At 68.2% G+C, this 14198-nt stretch carries 13 protein-coding genes; 4 read left to right on the top strand and 9 right to left on the bottom strand.

Annotation, left to right across the window (positions count from 1 at the left end; genetic code table 11):
* The first annotated feature begins 75 nt into the window (after window positions 1-75).
* The 3 genes from gabT to AABM56_RS10665 are packed head-to-tail and all read left to right on the top strand — an operon-like array spanning window position 76 to window position 2631.
* Window positions 76-1365, top strand: a complete 1290-nt coding sequence (gene gabT / locus AABM56_RS10675) for a 4-aminobutyrate--2-oxoglutarate transaminase (protein ID WP_133861761.1) — start codon at window positions 76-78, stop codon at window positions 1363-1365.
* Window positions 1366-1420: 55 nt separating this feature from the next.
* Window positions 1421-2110, top strand: a complete 690-nt coding sequence (locus AABM56_RS10670; protein ID WP_133861762.1) for a haloacid dehalogenase — start codon at window positions 1421-1423, stop codon at window positions 2108-2110.
* A 29-nt stretch (window positions 2111-2139) separates the two neighbouring features.
* Complete coding sequence (locus tag AABM56_RS10665) at window positions 2140-2631, top strand: Lrp/AsnC family transcriptional regulator (protein WP_007161776.1); 492 nt, start codon at window positions 2140-2142, stop codon at window positions 2629-2631.
* 52 nt (window positions 2632-2683) lie between these two features.
* On the opposite strand, the gene AABM56_RS10660 is transcribed toward AABM56_RS10665, so the two are convergent.
* A complete protein-coding gene (locus AABM56_RS10660; protein ID WP_133861763.1) occupies window positions 2684-3397 on the bottom strand; it encodes a cupin domain-containing protein in 714 nt (237 codons plus the stop codon).
* 232 nt (window positions 3398-3629) lie between these two features.
* Here AABM56_RS10660 and AABM56_RS10655 point away from each other — a divergent pair, with 232 nt between their 5' ends.
* Window positions 3630-4556 carry a glyoxylate/hydroxypyruvate reductase A gene (locus tag AABM56_RS10655; RefSeq protein WP_133861764.1) on the top strand — a complete coding sequence of 309 codons (927 nt, stop codon included), beginning with the start codon at window positions 3630-3632 and terminating at the stop codon, window positions 4554-4556.
* Between the two features lie 18 nt (window positions 4557-4574).
* Here the strand turns inward: AABM56_RS10655 and argE are convergent, their stop codons facing one another.
* From argE to AABM56_RS10615, 8 genes are all read right to left on the bottom strand, one after another.
* Complete coding sequence (argE, locus tag AABM56_RS10650; RefSeq protein WP_133861765.1) at window positions 4575-5726, bottom strand: acetylornithine deacetylase; 1152 nt, start codon at window positions 5724-5726, stop codon at window positions 4575-4577.
* Complete coding sequence (locus AABM56_RS10645; protein ID WP_133861766.1) at window positions 5723-6883, bottom strand: FAD-binding oxidoreductase; 1161 nt, start codon at window positions 6881-6883, stop codon at window positions 5723-5725. Before AABM56_RS10645 ends, argE begins: the two co-directional genes overlap by 4 nt.
* Window positions 6880-8295: an NAD(P)/FAD-dependent oxidoreductase gene (locus tag AABM56_RS10640; protein WP_133861767.1), complete on the bottom strand. Its 1416-nt coding sequence runs from the start codon at window positions 8293-8295 to the stop codon at window positions 6880-6882. Before AABM56_RS10640 ends, AABM56_RS10645 begins: the two co-directional genes overlap by 4 nt.
* Complete coding sequence (locus tag AABM56_RS10635; protein WP_133861768.1) at window positions 8280-8585, bottom strand: (2Fe-2S)-binding protein; 306 nt, start codon at window positions 8583-8585, stop codon at window positions 8280-8282. The genes AABM56_RS10640 and AABM56_RS10635 overlap by 16 nt, the downstream gene beginning before the upstream one ends.
* The gene (locus tag AABM56_RS10630) at window positions 8582-10426 is read right to left on the bottom strand and encodes an ABC transporter ATP-binding protein (protein WP_133861769.1); all 1845 of its coding nucleotides are present in this window, start codon (window positions 10424-10426) and stop codon (window positions 8582-8584) included. Before AABM56_RS10630 ends, AABM56_RS10635 begins: the two co-directional genes overlap by 4 nt.
* Window position 10427: 1 nt before the next feature.
* Complete coding sequence (locus AABM56_RS10625; protein WP_133861770.1) at window positions 10428-11330, bottom strand: ABC transporter permease; 903 nt, start codon at window positions 11328-11330, stop codon at window positions 10428-10430.
* Window positions 11327-12283, bottom strand: coding sequence for an ABC transporter permease (locus AABM56_RS10620; protein WP_133861771.1), 957 nt, complete (start codon window positions 12281-12283; stop codon window positions 11327-11329). The genes AABM56_RS10625 and AABM56_RS10620 overlap by 4 nt, the downstream gene beginning before the upstream one ends.
* 72 nt (window positions 12284-12355) lie before the next feature.
* Window positions 12356-13993: an ABC transporter substrate-binding protein gene (locus AABM56_RS10615; RefSeq protein ID WP_133861772.1), complete on the bottom strand. Its 1638-nt coding sequence runs from the start codon at window positions 13991-13993 to the stop codon at window positions 12356-12358.
* Window positions 13994-14198: the final 205 nt, after the last annotated feature.

Raw genomic sequence — 14198 nt, 5'->3', positions numbered from 1 at the left:
GCCGGCAACTTCAGCGTTACCGACCCTGCGGCCTGCGTAGGCTAAAACTCTCGCCCCTGCCTGGAGTATCGCTGCATGAATTCCGCTGCCAAAGCCACCGACCGCCTGCTGGGTCTTCGCGAACAAGGCGTGCCCCGCGGCATCATCACCGCCCATCCCGTCGTGGTGGCCCGCGCCCAGGGCAGCGAAGTCTGGGACGTGGACGGGCGCCGCTACCTCGATTTCGTCGGCGGCATCGGCGTGCTCAACGTCGGTCACAACCATCCACGGGTGGTGGAGGCCGTACGCCGCCAGGTCGGGGAGATCTCCCACGCCAGCTTCCAGGTGATGGCCTACGAGCCCTACCTGGAGCTGGCCAGCCGTCTCAATACCCTCATCGGCAACGGCGAAGCCTACAAGACGCTGCTGCTGACCTCCGGCGCCGAAGCCGTGGAGAACGCCATCAAGATCGCCCGCGCCCACACCCGGCGCCCCGGGGTGATCGCCTTTCGCGGCGGCTTCCATGGCCGCACCCTGCTCGGCGTGACCCTCACCGGCTTCGCCCAGCCCTACAAGCAGAACTTCGGGCCTTTCCCCGGTGACATCTACCACGCGCCCTACCCCGATGCCTTCCGCGGGGTGGATAGCCAGCAGGCCCTGGCCGGCTTGCGCGAAGTCTTCGCCACCCAGGTCGCGCCCGACCAGGTGGCTGCCCTCCTGATCGAACCGGTGCAGGGCGACGGCGGCTTCCGCCCGGCGCCGGTGGAATTCCTCCAGGCGCTGCGCGCCCTCTGCGACCAGCACGGCATCGTGCTGATCGCCGACGAGATCCAGACCGGCTTCGGCCGGACCGGCAGCCTCTTCGCCTTCCAGCAGACCGGCGTCCAGCCCGACCTGGTGACGGTGGCCAAGAGCCTGGCCGGTGGCCTGCCGCTCTCCGGGGTGGTCGGTCGCGCCGCCATCATGGATGCGCCCCTGCCCGGCGGCCTCGGCGGTACCTACGGCGGCAACGCCCTAGCCTGCGCCGCGGCCCTGGCGGTGCTGGACGTGTTCGCGGAAGAGGATCTGGTCGCCCGTGGCGTCGCCCTCGGCGAGCAGTTGCGCAGCGGTCTGCTCGAGCTGCAGCGGCGGCATCCACGCATCGGCGAGGTGCGCGGCCGCGGCTTCATGCTGGCGGTGGAAATGGTCGGCGCCGATGGCCACAGCCCGGACGCCGCCCTCGCCCAGCAGGTCATCGACGGCGCCCGCCAGGCGGGCCTGCTGGTGATCAAGTGCGGTGTCGAACGCAACGTCATCCGCTTCCTGGCACCGCTGGTGACCACCGAGGCACAACTGGCCGAAGCCTTGCACATGTTCGGCCAAGCCCTCGCCCAGGCCGGTGCCTGAGGTCGAACGTAACGCCGCCTGACATCGGCAGAGCGGCGCCAAGGGGAAACCGACCATGAGAATCACGCGTTACCAGGCCATAGGCTTTTCCTGCTACGGCACCCTCGTCGACCGCGAAGGGGGCATCCTCGAAGCCCTGCGCCCCCTTGTGGCGCAGGCGGGCCTCAGCACCCATCCCGACTGGCTGCTCGGCAGCTATCACCGCCTGGCCCGCGAGCTGCGCCAGGCCGCGCCCAACGCCAGCCAGACCAGCCTGCACCTGCGTATCCACCAGCGTCTGGCGCAAGAGTTGCAGCAGGAAGACGATCTGGATGCCAGCGTGGCCTTTGGAAACGCCACGACGTGCTGGCCGGTGTTCGAGGATGCGCCGGGCGCGCTGCAGTACCTGAGCAAGTTCTATCGATTGGTGTTGCTGGCCTCGCCCGATGACGGCGATGCCGCGGCGGTCACGGCACGCTTGCCCGAGGTGTTCGCCGCCGTGATCCCCAACCGCGGCGGCGATCTGCGCCTGGCGCTGGACAACACCCTGGAGGAGCTTGGCCTGGCGCGCGGGGATCTGCTGCCGGTAAGGGGCAGCGAACCGGACGACCCCTGGAACCCCCTGGTGGATTTTCCGCTGTGTACCTTGCGCCGTGATCGCTCGCGGCCCTGGAACCTTTCACGGCAGGCCCTGGATGGCACGCGGTGCGAGTACGCGAGTCTCGCCGACCTGGTGCATGCGCATCAGACCGCCCTGCGTGCCTAGCCTGACGTTCACGACTGCGAGGAACGACGATGGACGCCGCAACAAAACTGGACCGCATCGACATCAACATCCTGGTGCAACTGCAGAAGGATGGCCGGATGACCAATGTCAGTCTCGCCGAAGCCGTGGGCCTCTCGCCCAGCCCCTGCCTGCAGCGCGTCAAGCGCCTGGAGGCGGCCGGCTACATCAGCGGCTACGAAGCCCACGTCAATCTCGCCAAGATCGCCAACTCGGTGACGGTCTTCACCGAGGTCACCCTCTCCGACCACAAGCGCGCCGACTTCGTGAAGTTCGAGTCCTTCATCCGCGGTGTCGACGAGATCCTCGAATGCCACCTCATCAGCGGCGGCTACGACTACCTGCTGCGGTTCATGTGCAGCAGCATCGGCCATTACCAGGAGCTGATGGAATCCATCCTCGACCGCAACGTCGGCATCGAGAAGTACTTCAGCTACATCGTCATCAAGTCGCCGGTGGTCAAGAACGCCCTGCCGCTGCGCAGCCTGATCAAGGCGGGCTGACCACCCTCGCCGCGACGCTCCACCAGCATCCCGCTGCCGGAGCGTCCTCTTCTCAGCGCAGGATGCAATACAGCTTGCGCACGCTCTCCCGGCTGTCCCAGGCCATGGGCGTTTCCGCCGGTACCAGCACCGCCTCGCCCGCCTTGACGGTGCAGGCCGCTTCCCCTTCGACCTCAAGGGTCACGGCGCCGGCATAAAGCAGCATCAGCTCGCAGTGGGGATTGCTCACCGCCTTGCGCCTGTAGGCCGTGCATTCCCACATTCCGATCCGCAGGGCGCCGCCACCGCTTTCGAACAGATCGCAGCCAGTGGCCGTGGGCTCGAGGCTGAGCAGGACGCTGGCCGCCGGCGGCGGCGAGGGCTCGCGCGGGGCCGCGGGATCCAGCAGCACGGGTCCCTGGGGCATGGGCCCCTCGCTGGCCCGGCCGGGAAAGGCCATGAACAGGCGCCGCAACTCACCGCTGTGACGCCAGCGACAAGTCAGACCCCGCGGCAGGATGAAGGCATCGCCGGCCTCCAGCTGCAGGACCTTTCCGTCCCATTCCAGCTGCAGCGCTCCGGCCTCGATGAGGCTGACTTCCACCCAGGGGTAGTCGTCCAGCTGGCAGTCGGCGGAATGAGCAACGGCGCTGCCCATCACATAGCCCAGGCGGCCATCGTGCAGGTGCGGTTCCCGGCCGGCGGCCAGGGGATCAGCGTGCAGCGGTTGCAGCGCGCGCGGCAGCTGGCGGTCATTGGGCGGTTGGCAGTAGTGCAGCAAGGGCATAGCGAATCCTCAGGACCAGAGGCGCGGCGGGCGTGCCGCGGACCTGGCCAGTATCGACCGCCAAGGCGCCTGGGTTATGGCGTTTGCGCCCCGGACCAGCACAGAAGCTACCGTTTTTCCCAGAAGCGGCGCAGTTTCCACCGCACCACCGATCATGACGGCGATGCCAGGGATTTCAGGACAAACTACCGCCCCGTTGCGCCATCCTTGGGCTTTGCCGGAGACCTTTCCCATGACGCTGCTCTACAAGGCCGACCCCGAACGCGGCCAGGCCTGGCGACACCTGTTCCAGGCGCGGGCGCCCGATATCGAATTCCGCCAATGGCCGGAGGTGGGCAACGCCGATGAGGTGCGCTACCTGGCCTGCTGGCAACCGCCGGAAGACCTCGCCAGTCGCTTTCCCAACCTGGAGGTGCTGTTCGCCACCTCGGCCGGGGTCGATCAGTTCGACCTGAGCCTGTTGCCTGCCGACCTGCCGGTGGTGCGCATGCTGGACCCCGGCATCGTCGCCGGCATGGTCGAGTACGCCACCCTTATGGTGCTGGCGCTGCATCGCCAGTTGCCGCGCTACTTCGACCAGCAGGCCGCAGGACGCTGGCAGGAGCATGCCCTGGTGACGGCAGAGAACCGACGCGTGGGGGTGCTGGGTCTCGGCCAGATCGGCCAGGCAGTGCTGGAGCGGCTCGCCACCTTTGGTTTCCAGCTTTCGGGCTGGTCGCGCTCGGCCCATGAGCTGCCGGGGGTGCGCTGCCATGCGGGCATCGAGCAGCTGCCGGCGTTCCTGGCCGACTGCGAGATTCTCATCTGCCTGCTGCCCCTGACCCGGGAGACGCGTGGAATTCTCGCTGCCGAACTCTTCGCCGCCCTGCCTCGCGGCGCCAGCCTGATCAACCTGGGGCGTGGTGCCCAGCTGGTGGAAGCCGAGCTGCTGGCGGCCCTGGACAGCGGTCAGCTGAGCCAGGCGGTGCTGGACGTGGTGGAGCCGGAACCGCCGGCAGCCGACCATCCCTTCTGGCAGCATCCACGGATCTGGCTGACGCCCCACGTGGGCGCCATGACGGTGCCGGAAACGGCCTTCACCGTGCTGCTGGACAACATCCGCCGCCACCAGCGCGGTGAGCCGCTGCGGGGGCTGGTCGATCGGCAGCGAGGCTACTAGCCGAGGCTCGGGGTGGCCTCAGCCCAGGGCCACCCGTAACCGTCCCAGCAAGGCATCGCAGGCAGCGAGCTGGCTCAATTCGACATACTCGTCCGGCTTGTGCGCCTGCTCGATGCTGCCGGGGCCGCAAACCACCACCGGGGTGTCCAGGCGACTGGCGAAAAGTCCGCCCTCGGTGCCGAAGGCCACCTTGAGCTGGGTGGTGCCGGGTTCGACCAGGGTTTGCAGGAAGCGTACGGCTTCGACGCTGGGATGGGTGTCCAGGCCCGGATAGGCATTGACCGTCTCGATCTCGATGGCGGCCTTGGCTGAGGTCTGTAGTGCCTCCCTGACCAGGCTGTCCGCCGTTTCCTGCAGCGCGGCGACCAGGCTGGCGGGATCGTCCGCCGGCAGATGGCGAATCTCGAAGTCCAGGGTGCAGAGGTTGGGCACGATGTTCAGCGCCTTGCCGCCGTCGATCCGCCCGACATGCAGGGTGGTGTAGGGAATATCGTAGGCCGCGTCATGCGCGCCCTTTTCCGCCAGCCGCCGCTGGCTGGCACGCAGGGCGCCGACCAGGTCGCTGGCCAGGTGGATGGCGTTGACGTGCCGCGGCGCCAGGGAGGAATGACCTTCCTGGCCATGGCAGTGGGCGCGCAACGCGGCCTTGCCCTTGTGGCCGAGGGCAACCTGCATGTTCGTGGGTTCGCCGACGATGCAGAGGAAAGGCCGCACCGGCGCCAGCTCCAGCACATCCAGCAGTCGCCGTACCCCGACGCAGCCGATCTCCTCGTCGTGGGAGAGTGCCAGCTGCAAGGGTCGTTTCAGCGGTTCACCGCGAGCGGCGTCCAGCAGCGCCACCACCGCACAGGCGACGAAGCCCTTCATGTCGCAGGCGCCGCGGCCATGGATCCGGCCGTTCTTGAGGGTCCCCGCGAATGGCGGCAGCGTCCAGGCCTGGCCGGCCACGGGCACTACGTCCGTATGCCCGGAGAGCAGCACGCCGGGCACGTCGCCTGGGCCGACGCTGGCGAAGAGATTGGCCTTGCACCCGCTCTCGTCGAGCACCAGGCGGCAGGCGATACCGGCGCCTTCCAGCAGGCCCTGCACATGCTGGATCAGCGCCAGGTTGGAGTCGGCGGAAACGGTGGGAAAGCCGATCAGGGTGCGCAGCAGGTCCTGGCTGTTCATCCGGCGAGGCTCTCGCTGCGCGGTTGCGCGAAGCGGCCGATGTCGAAGGCCGCCAGGGGCGTCTCGGTACGCCCGGTGGCGATCAGCTCGGCCATGGTATCGCCCACGCCCGGGCCGAGCTGGAAGCCGGCGCCACAGAAGCCGAAGGCGTAGTAGAGGCCGTCCACCTGACTGCTGGGACCCATGATCGGCAGGTCATCGACGATATAGCCCTCGACCCCGCTCCAGGTACGGATCACGTTGATCCGCCCCAGCGCCGGCGCCAGGCGGCGCAGCTGGGCCAGTTGGTTGAGCATGCCATGGGGCTCGGCCCGGGCCAGGCGGGTATCCAGGTCCGGTCGGGTGCGGAAGCAGCCGCCAAAGATGACGTTGCCCCGGGGGATCTGGCGGAAATAGATGGTCTCGCTCACCAGCGGCGAAGACACGCCCACGGTCTCGCGGAAGACATAGGGCAAGGGCTCGGTGACCCCCATCTGCGGGCCGTGGGTCTCGATGGGCACCGGCTCGCCGAACTGGCTCGACAACCGGCTGCCCCAGGCACCGGCGGTGATCAGCAGCCGTGGCGCCTGATAGCGCCGGCCATCGGCGGCCTGCACCAGGAAGTCACCGCCCGGCTTGGTGACCTGGGTGATCTCGACCCCTTCCTGGAGATCGACGCCTTCGCGCACCGCGGCGCGGGCGAACGCCGGGGCGGCCAGGCGCGGATTGGCGTGGCCATCGTGGGGCGCATAGGAGCCGGCCACCACCTCGGGGCCCAGATAGGGAAACTTCTCGTGCAGCGCCGCGCCTTCAAGTACCTGAAGTTCCAGGGCGGCGGTCTCCGGCGCCCGGGCATACTCGTGCAGCATGGCGATGCGCGCCGGATCGTAGACCACCCGCAGATGACCGCCTGGAATGAATTCCAGATCGTCACCGATAAGCTCCGGCAGGCGACCCCAGATCCCCCGCGACCGCGTGGCCAGCGCGACCTGACTCAGGTAGCGGCCCTGACGGCGGACATTGCCGAAATTGGTGCCACTGGCGAAGCGCCCGACCTGGTCACGCTCCAGCAGGAGCACCGACAAGCCCCGGCGACGCAGGAAAAACGCGCTGGCGCTGCCCATGATGCCGGCGCCGACGATGATGACATCGGCCCGGTTGGCGGCCTGCTGACTCATGATGAAACCTCCTCTTCGCTGGTCACGATGCCCAGCGGCAATGGCCGGATCGGCGCCTGGCCACGCAGGCGGCCGACGGTTTCCACCGGCACCCCCGATTCGGCGGCGATGATCTCGGCCCCGGCCTGGGCGCAATAGCGACCCTGGCACCGGCCCATGCCGACCCGGCTGAAGGCCTTGGCGCGGTTGGCTTCACGGGCGCCCTTTTCACGCACCACGGCGCGCAGTTCACCGGCGGTGATGCCTTCGCAACGGCAGACCACCGCGGTGTCCGGCAGACTGGCCATCTGCCTGGCCGGCCAGGGAAAGGCCTCGGCCAGGCCCAGGCGAAAGCGCTCCTGCACCGCCAGCGCCTCGCGGCAGCGCTCGGCGAGGCCGCCGGGCGCCGTGCGGCCGAGATCGGTCAGGACCGCGCAGGCGGCCAGTTGCCCGGCCAACTCGGCGCCGTCGGCGCCCCGTACCCGCGCCCCATCCCCGGCGGCATAGACGCCGGGCGTCGAGGTGCGGCCGTCGCCGTCCAGTTGTAGCACCCACTGGCCGGTCGCCTGCTCGAATTCGAAGGCGCAGCGGGCCAGGTCGCCCAGCTGGGTTTCCGGACGCAGGTGATACCCCAGGCCCACGGCGTCACCTGCTACCTCCTGGCGCAAGCCACGGGCATCGGCGAAGGCCACGCCGGCAACCCCCTGCTCGGCATCGCCGAGAATCTCCAGTGGCGTGACGCCGAAATGCAGCGGCACACCGGCGCGCTTGAGCGCGGCCATGAGCTGTACGCCCTTCCAGGCCACACCCGGGCGGGCCAGCAGCTTGGGCGTCGCCAGTGCACGCAGGCGCAGCGGCGCGGTGTCGAGTACCGCCGCCACCATGGCGCCGGCCTGCTGGTACTGGGCGGCAACGAGATAGAGCAAGGGCCCGCTGCCCATGAAGATAACCCGGCGGCCGATGGACACCGCCTGGGCCTTGAGGGCGATCTGGGCGCCACCCAGGGTATAGGTGCCGGCCAGATTCCAGCCCGGCACCGGCAGCAGCCGATCGCCGGCACCGGTACAGAGCACCAGGGCGTCGAAATCCAGGGTGCGCTGGCGATTGCCCTGTGCCGTATAGAGAGTGCGCTCGTGCAGGTGCCAGGCCAGGGTATCCGGGCGGTAGTCGAGGCGCCCACGCAGGCTGTCGAAGGTGCGGTGCAAGGCCTCGGCCTTGCCTGCCTCGCTGCCATAGAGGGTGGCGTAGGGCCGCTGGAAACCCTCGGGCTGACGTCGATAGATCTGGCCGCCATCGCGGCGATTCTCGTCGATCACCACCGGGGCGATACCCGCGGAAAGCAGGGTTTCCGCACAGCGCACGCCAGCCGGACCCGCGCCGACGATGACCACCCGCGGCGGGTTCGCGCCCTGTTGAACTAGGCCAGATTCCATACGGCCTCCGGTTGCGTGGTCAGGATCTGCAGGCCTTCGCGTACCTCGGTGCCGCAGGCGCGCAGGCGTTCGCCCTCGGCCGTCCAGACCCAGCAATCCTGGCAGGCGCCCATCAGGCAGAAGCCGGCGCGACGTTCGTCGCCGAATTCGGAGCGGCGCAGCGCCGGGCCGTTGGTGAGCAAGGCGACCATCAGGGTGTCGCCGGCCAGGGCGGTGACCGGCAGGCCATCGACACTGAGGCTGACCTGCGGTCGGCCGGTTTCGCCGAGACGCTGGAAGCGGGTAGTCATGCGCGAACTCCTTGGGTGTGCAGCACGGTACCGCCCTGCAGTCGTTGCAGGGCGTCACCGTCGTGATGGCAGAGGATGCGATTGCCACCGGCCAGCATCCGAGGCTGCGGCGGCACCCGGTCGCAGCGCCCTTCGATGCGTACCGGGCAGCGCTGCAGGAAGCTGCAGAGTCGGCCACTGGCGGCTGCCGACGGGACCCAGGGCAGCGGCGCACGGATCGGCTGTTCTTCCAGCCAGCCCTGACGCAGCTCGGGCACCGAGGCGGTGAGCAGGTCGGTGTAGGGATGCAGCGGCGGATGCTGCAAGGTGGCCGGCGTGCCCACTTCCACCGGCTGTCCGGCATAGAGCACCAGCACCTCGTCGCACAGGCTGCGCACCGTGGAGATGTCATGGCTGATGAACAGATAGGCCAGCCCCAGTTCGCGGCGCAGTTCGGCGAGCAGGTCGAGGATGGCGGCGCCGACCACGGTATCCAGCGCCGAGGTGACCTCGTCGCAGAGGATCAGCTCGGGTTCGGCCGCCAGTGCCCGGGCCAGGTTGACCCGCTGCTTCTGACCACCGGACAGTTCGCCCGGACGCCGACTGGCGAGGCTGGCCGGCAGCTGCACGCGGTCGAGCAATTCGCGGACCTTGCGCTGGCGGGTCGCCTTGTCGAAGGCGTGATAGGTCTCCAGCGGCCGCATGAGGATGCGCTCCACGCTGTGGGACGGATTGAGCGCCGTGTCGGCGTTCTGATAAACCAGTTGCACCCGGCGGAACTGCTCACGGGTGCGGCCTTCCAGGCCTGGCGGCAACAGTTCGCCGCCCAGGCGCACGCTGCCCTGGGCCGGCGGCAGCAGGCCGGCGATCACCCGCGCCAGGGTCGACTTGCCCGACCCGGACTCGCCGATCACACCCAGGGCCTGGCCCTTGGCGATGCGCAGGTCGATGCCTTCCAGCACCCGGTAGTGCGGCAGGCCATCGGCGCCGAGGGAACCATAGCCCGCCACCAGATCCCTGACCTCCAGGATCGGCGCCGTGGTCTCCACGGTGGGCAGGCCACGCTCCGCCAGGGGTTCCGGCCGGGCCGCGGCCAACAGGCTGCGGGTATAGGGATGCCGGGCACTCGCCAGCAGCCGCTCGGTGCGGCGATTCTCATAGACTTCGCCACCATTGAGCACCAGGATGCGATCAGCCATCTGGGCCACTACCGCCAGGTCGTGGGAGACGTAGATGGCGGTCACGCCACGCTCGCGCACCACCTGCTTGAACACCCGCAGCACCTCGATCTGGGTGGTGACGTCCAAGGCCGTGGTGGGTTCATCGAGGATCACCAGGGTCGGATCGGTGATCAGCGCCATGGCGGCCATCAACCGCTGCAACTGACCGCCCGAGACCTGGTGCGGATAGCGCTGGCCGATGTGCTCGGGGTCCGGCAGCGCCAGCTCCTTGAACAGTTGCAACGCCCGCGCCTCGGCTTCCCGGCGGTTCAACACGCCATGGATCAGCGCGCTCTCGATGATCTGTTCCATGAGCCGCCGCGCCGGATTGAAGGCCGCCGCCGCGCTCTGGGCAATGTAGGCGACGGTGCGACCGCGCAGGCGCCGCAGGCCAGCGGCGTCCAGCTCCAGCACCTGGGTGTCGCCGACGCGGATCGAGCCACCGGCCAACCGACAGCCCGCCCGGGCATAGCCGAGCAACGACAGGGCGATGGTGGTCTTGCCCGAGCCCGACTCGCCGATCAGCGCCAGCACCTCGCCCTTGGCCAGGCTGAAGCCGACGTCCTTGACGATGGTGGTTTCACTGCCGTCGTCGCCCTGGGCGACCACCCGCAGGTCCTTGACCTCTACCAGCAATTCCATCTCAGCGCCCTCCCCGGCGTCGCGCGCCGAACCGGTCGATGAGCAGGTTGACACCCACGGTCAGGGTGCCGATGGCCAGCGCCGGCATCAGCACCGCCGGGGCGCCGTCGGCCAGACCGCCGATGTTTTCCCGGACCAGGGAGCCCAGGTCGGCATTCGGCGGTTGCACGCCGAGACCGAGAAAGCTCATGCCGCTGAGCAGCAGCACGATATAGACGAATCTCAGCCCCAGATCGGTGAGCAGCGGCAGGCGCATGTTGGGCAGCATCTCCCGCAGGGCGATGTAGAACCGGCCCTCGCCGCGGGTGCGGGCGACCTGGACGTACTCCAGCTCGGTGAGGTTCATCGCCAGGCTGCGGGCGATGCGATAGCAGCCGGGGGCATAGCCCACCACCGCCATGACGATCAGCAGCGGCACCGAGGAGCCGAAGGCCGAGACCATGACCAGCGCCAGCATCTTGCTCGGCAGCGAGATCAGCGCATCGATCAGCCGTGACAGCGGCTCGTCCACCCAGCGGCCGGACAGCGCCGCCAGCAGACCGAGCCCGGTGCCCAGCACGCAGGAGAGCACGGCGGCGACCAGCGCCAGGCCGACGGTGAAACGGGCGCCGTCGAGGATGCGGCTGAGGACATCGCGCCCCAGGTAGTCGGTGCCCAGCAGGTGCGCCTGACTGTAACCGGCCAGCACCGCGCTATCGCCCAGGGCGCCCGGGTCATAGGGGGTCAGCCAGGCGCCGAACACGGCGATGAACAGCCAGAAGGCCACCAGCACGCCGCCGAAAATGCCGGTCAGCGACCAGCGGGCCCGCCGCCGGGTACGGGGGGGTGACAACTGGGCGTCGAGGGTCTTGCCATCCACCGGCAGGACGGACGCGGCACGTACGGGAGTCACGGGTCGGGTCATAGCGTTCTCAGCCTCGGATTGGACAGGATGGCGCAGAGATCCGCCAGGGTCATGAGGACCAGGTAGGCGCAGCAGAACAGCATGGCGCAGGCCTGGATCAGCGGCAGGTCGCGACTAGCGACGCCGTCCACCATCAGCTGGGCGATGCCCGGGTAGTTGAAGATGGTCTCGACGATCACCACCCCGCCCATCAGGTAGGAAAGACTCAGGGCGATGGAGTTGGCGATGGGGCCCACGGCATTGGGCAAGGCATGGCGCAGCACGGCGCGGACCGGACCGACGCCCTTGAGCCGCGCCATCTCCACATAGGAACTCTGCAACTGCTCCACCAGGGCGGCGCGGGTCATCCGCGCCATCTGCGCCACGATCACGCAGCACAGGGTGCCCACCGGCAGCGCATAGGCGCGCAGGAAATCCAGGGGGCCGTCGATGTCATGGGCGAAGGTCAGCGCCGAGGTCCACTGCAGGTGCACGGCGAAGACCAGCACCGCCAGGGTCGCCACCAGGAATTCCGGTACCGCGACGATGCCCAGGGTAAAGACGTTGAGGGCCCGGTCCAGGCGGCCGCCGGCATTCATCGCCGAGACGATGCCCAGGCCCAGCGCCAGGGGCACCGACACCAGGGCGGTGACCCCGGCCAGCATCAGCGAGCTGCCGAGCCGATCGCCGATCATGCTGGTGATGGGCATCTGGCTCGCCAGCGACTGGCCGAGATCGCCGTGCAGGAGACCGCCCAGCCAGTGGACGTAGCGCAGCAACGCGGGCTGGTCGAGACCCATCTGGGCACGCAGGGCCGCGACCTGCTCGGGCAGCGCGAACTGGCCCAGCGCCTGCTGGGCGGCATCGCCCGGCAGCAGCGCGGAGACGAAGAACACCAGCAACGAGACGATGAGCAGGGTCAGCAACCCGCCCCCGAGGCGTCTGGCGATGAGCGTGAAAACGGAAAGGTCCAAAGCCACCTCCTGCTTGAGCGTGGAGCGGCGAGCCGGGCCCTCGCGGACAGACTCGCCGGCAGGCACCGGGCGTCAGGCCTCCAGCCAGACGTGCTCGGCGAACATGTAGCCCATGAAGCCGCCGATGGGGATGATCCCGTAGCCACCGAGCTTGGGCGAGTGGGCATCGATGGAGCTGGTGAAGATCGGCAGGCCGATGCCGCAGTGCTGGTGGATCAGCAGCTGCATGTCGGCGTACATCTGCTTGCGCTTGGCGATGTCCGTCTCGCCACGGGAGGTCACCAGCAACTGGTCGAACTGCTCGTTCTTCCAGCCCGACTCGTTGAAGGGCGCATCGGACTTGAAGAATTGCGACAGCAGGATATTGGCCGTGGGCCGGGCGTTGATGTTGCCGAAACCCAGCGGGTCCTTCATCCAGTGGCTGTTCCAGTAGCCGTCGGCACTGACCCGGTTGACCATCAGGTTGAGCCCCGCCTGGCGCGCCGACTGCTGCAGCACCAGGGCCATCTCGTTGGCGTTGTCGGCGGCGGTTGAGGTCACCAGGGGCAGCTTCGCCCCGGCGATGCCAGCCTTCTGGAACAGGAACTTGGCCTTGTCCGGATCATAGGGCCGCTGGGGCAGGTCCGCGGCGTAATAGGGTGTCCCGGGCATGATCGGCTGATCGTTGCCGATGACGCCGTAGCCAAGGAATACCGACTTGAGAATCTGCTCGCGGTCGAACAGCAGCTTCATGCCCTCGACCACGTTGGGATCGTTGAAGGGACGATTGGGAATTCTCATGATGAGATCGGTGTAGCTACCGGAATTATTGGCGACGATCTTGAGCTTGCCGCCCTGCTTGAGCCGATCCGCCGAACGGGGATCCACCGACACGGTGAGCTGGACGTCGCCGGCCAGCAGGGCATTGACCCGCGAAGGCTCGTCGCCGATGCCGATCAGCTCGATCTCGTCCAGATAGGGCTTGCCGGACTTCCAGTAGTTTTCGTTGCGCACGCCCACGGTGCGCACGCCCGGCTTGAATTCCTTGACCTTGAAGGGCCCGGTACCGTTGGCGGTTGAGAAATCCTTGGTGCCGTCGGCGATGATCAGGAACGGTGAGATGGCCAGCACCGCGGGCAGCTCGGAGTTCGGCGACACCAGGCGGATGCGCACCTCGTCGGGCGCCACCGCGGTGACTTCGGCGAACTGATCAGCCAGGGCCTTGACTTTGGAACCCACCGCCGGGTCCTTGTGGCGCAGCAGCGAGTAGACGACATCGGCGCTGTCCAAAGTCTTGCCATTGTGGAATTGCACACCCTGGCGCAGCTTGATCGTCCAGGTCAGGGCATCCTGGGTCTCCACGCTGGTGGCCAGGGCCATCTGGGGTTCCAGATGGCTGTCGAAGACGGTCAGGCCGTTGTAGAAGAAATACTGGCGGGCATAGTCGCCCGAGAAAGAGCCCTTGGCCGGATCGAGGGTATCGGCGGTGGAGGAACCCGCCGCTGCGGCACGCACCCGACCGCCGCGACGCGGGGTGCCGGTGACCGCATCTTCTGCGGCGAAGGCCTGGCCATCCCGACCGAGCAGACTGCCCACCCCGGTCGCCAGCAATCCGGCGGCGCCCAGCAGGCGCAGCGCATCGCGCCGCGACACCCCCCGATGCAGGGCCTCGAAGGCCCGAACGCTTTCAGCAGCTCCTATCAGGGGACTTCCAGTCTTTTTCTCGGTCATGTCGGCTCGCTCGTTGGGGACTCGGTCGCCAGTCCGCGCACCCCTCCCCGGGCACACGAAGCTGTTCTCTTGGCCGCCTTGTCGTGCGGCCAGGTTCATTACAGCACCCGCCCCTCGTCGATTACCGTCGAATTGCCCCCGCGGCGAGACAGAAAAGACCGTTTTGACCGAGCCGCTCAGCATTGTTTGCGGTGTGCGTCGCGAC

This window comes from Pseudomonas aestiva (assembly GCF_039908605.1).
GTDB lineage: Bacteria > Pseudomonadota > Gammaproteobacteria > Pseudomonadales > Pseudomonadaceae > Chryseomonas > Chryseomonas aestiva.
This window is presented reverse-complemented; position numbering and strand designations above follow the sequence as displayed.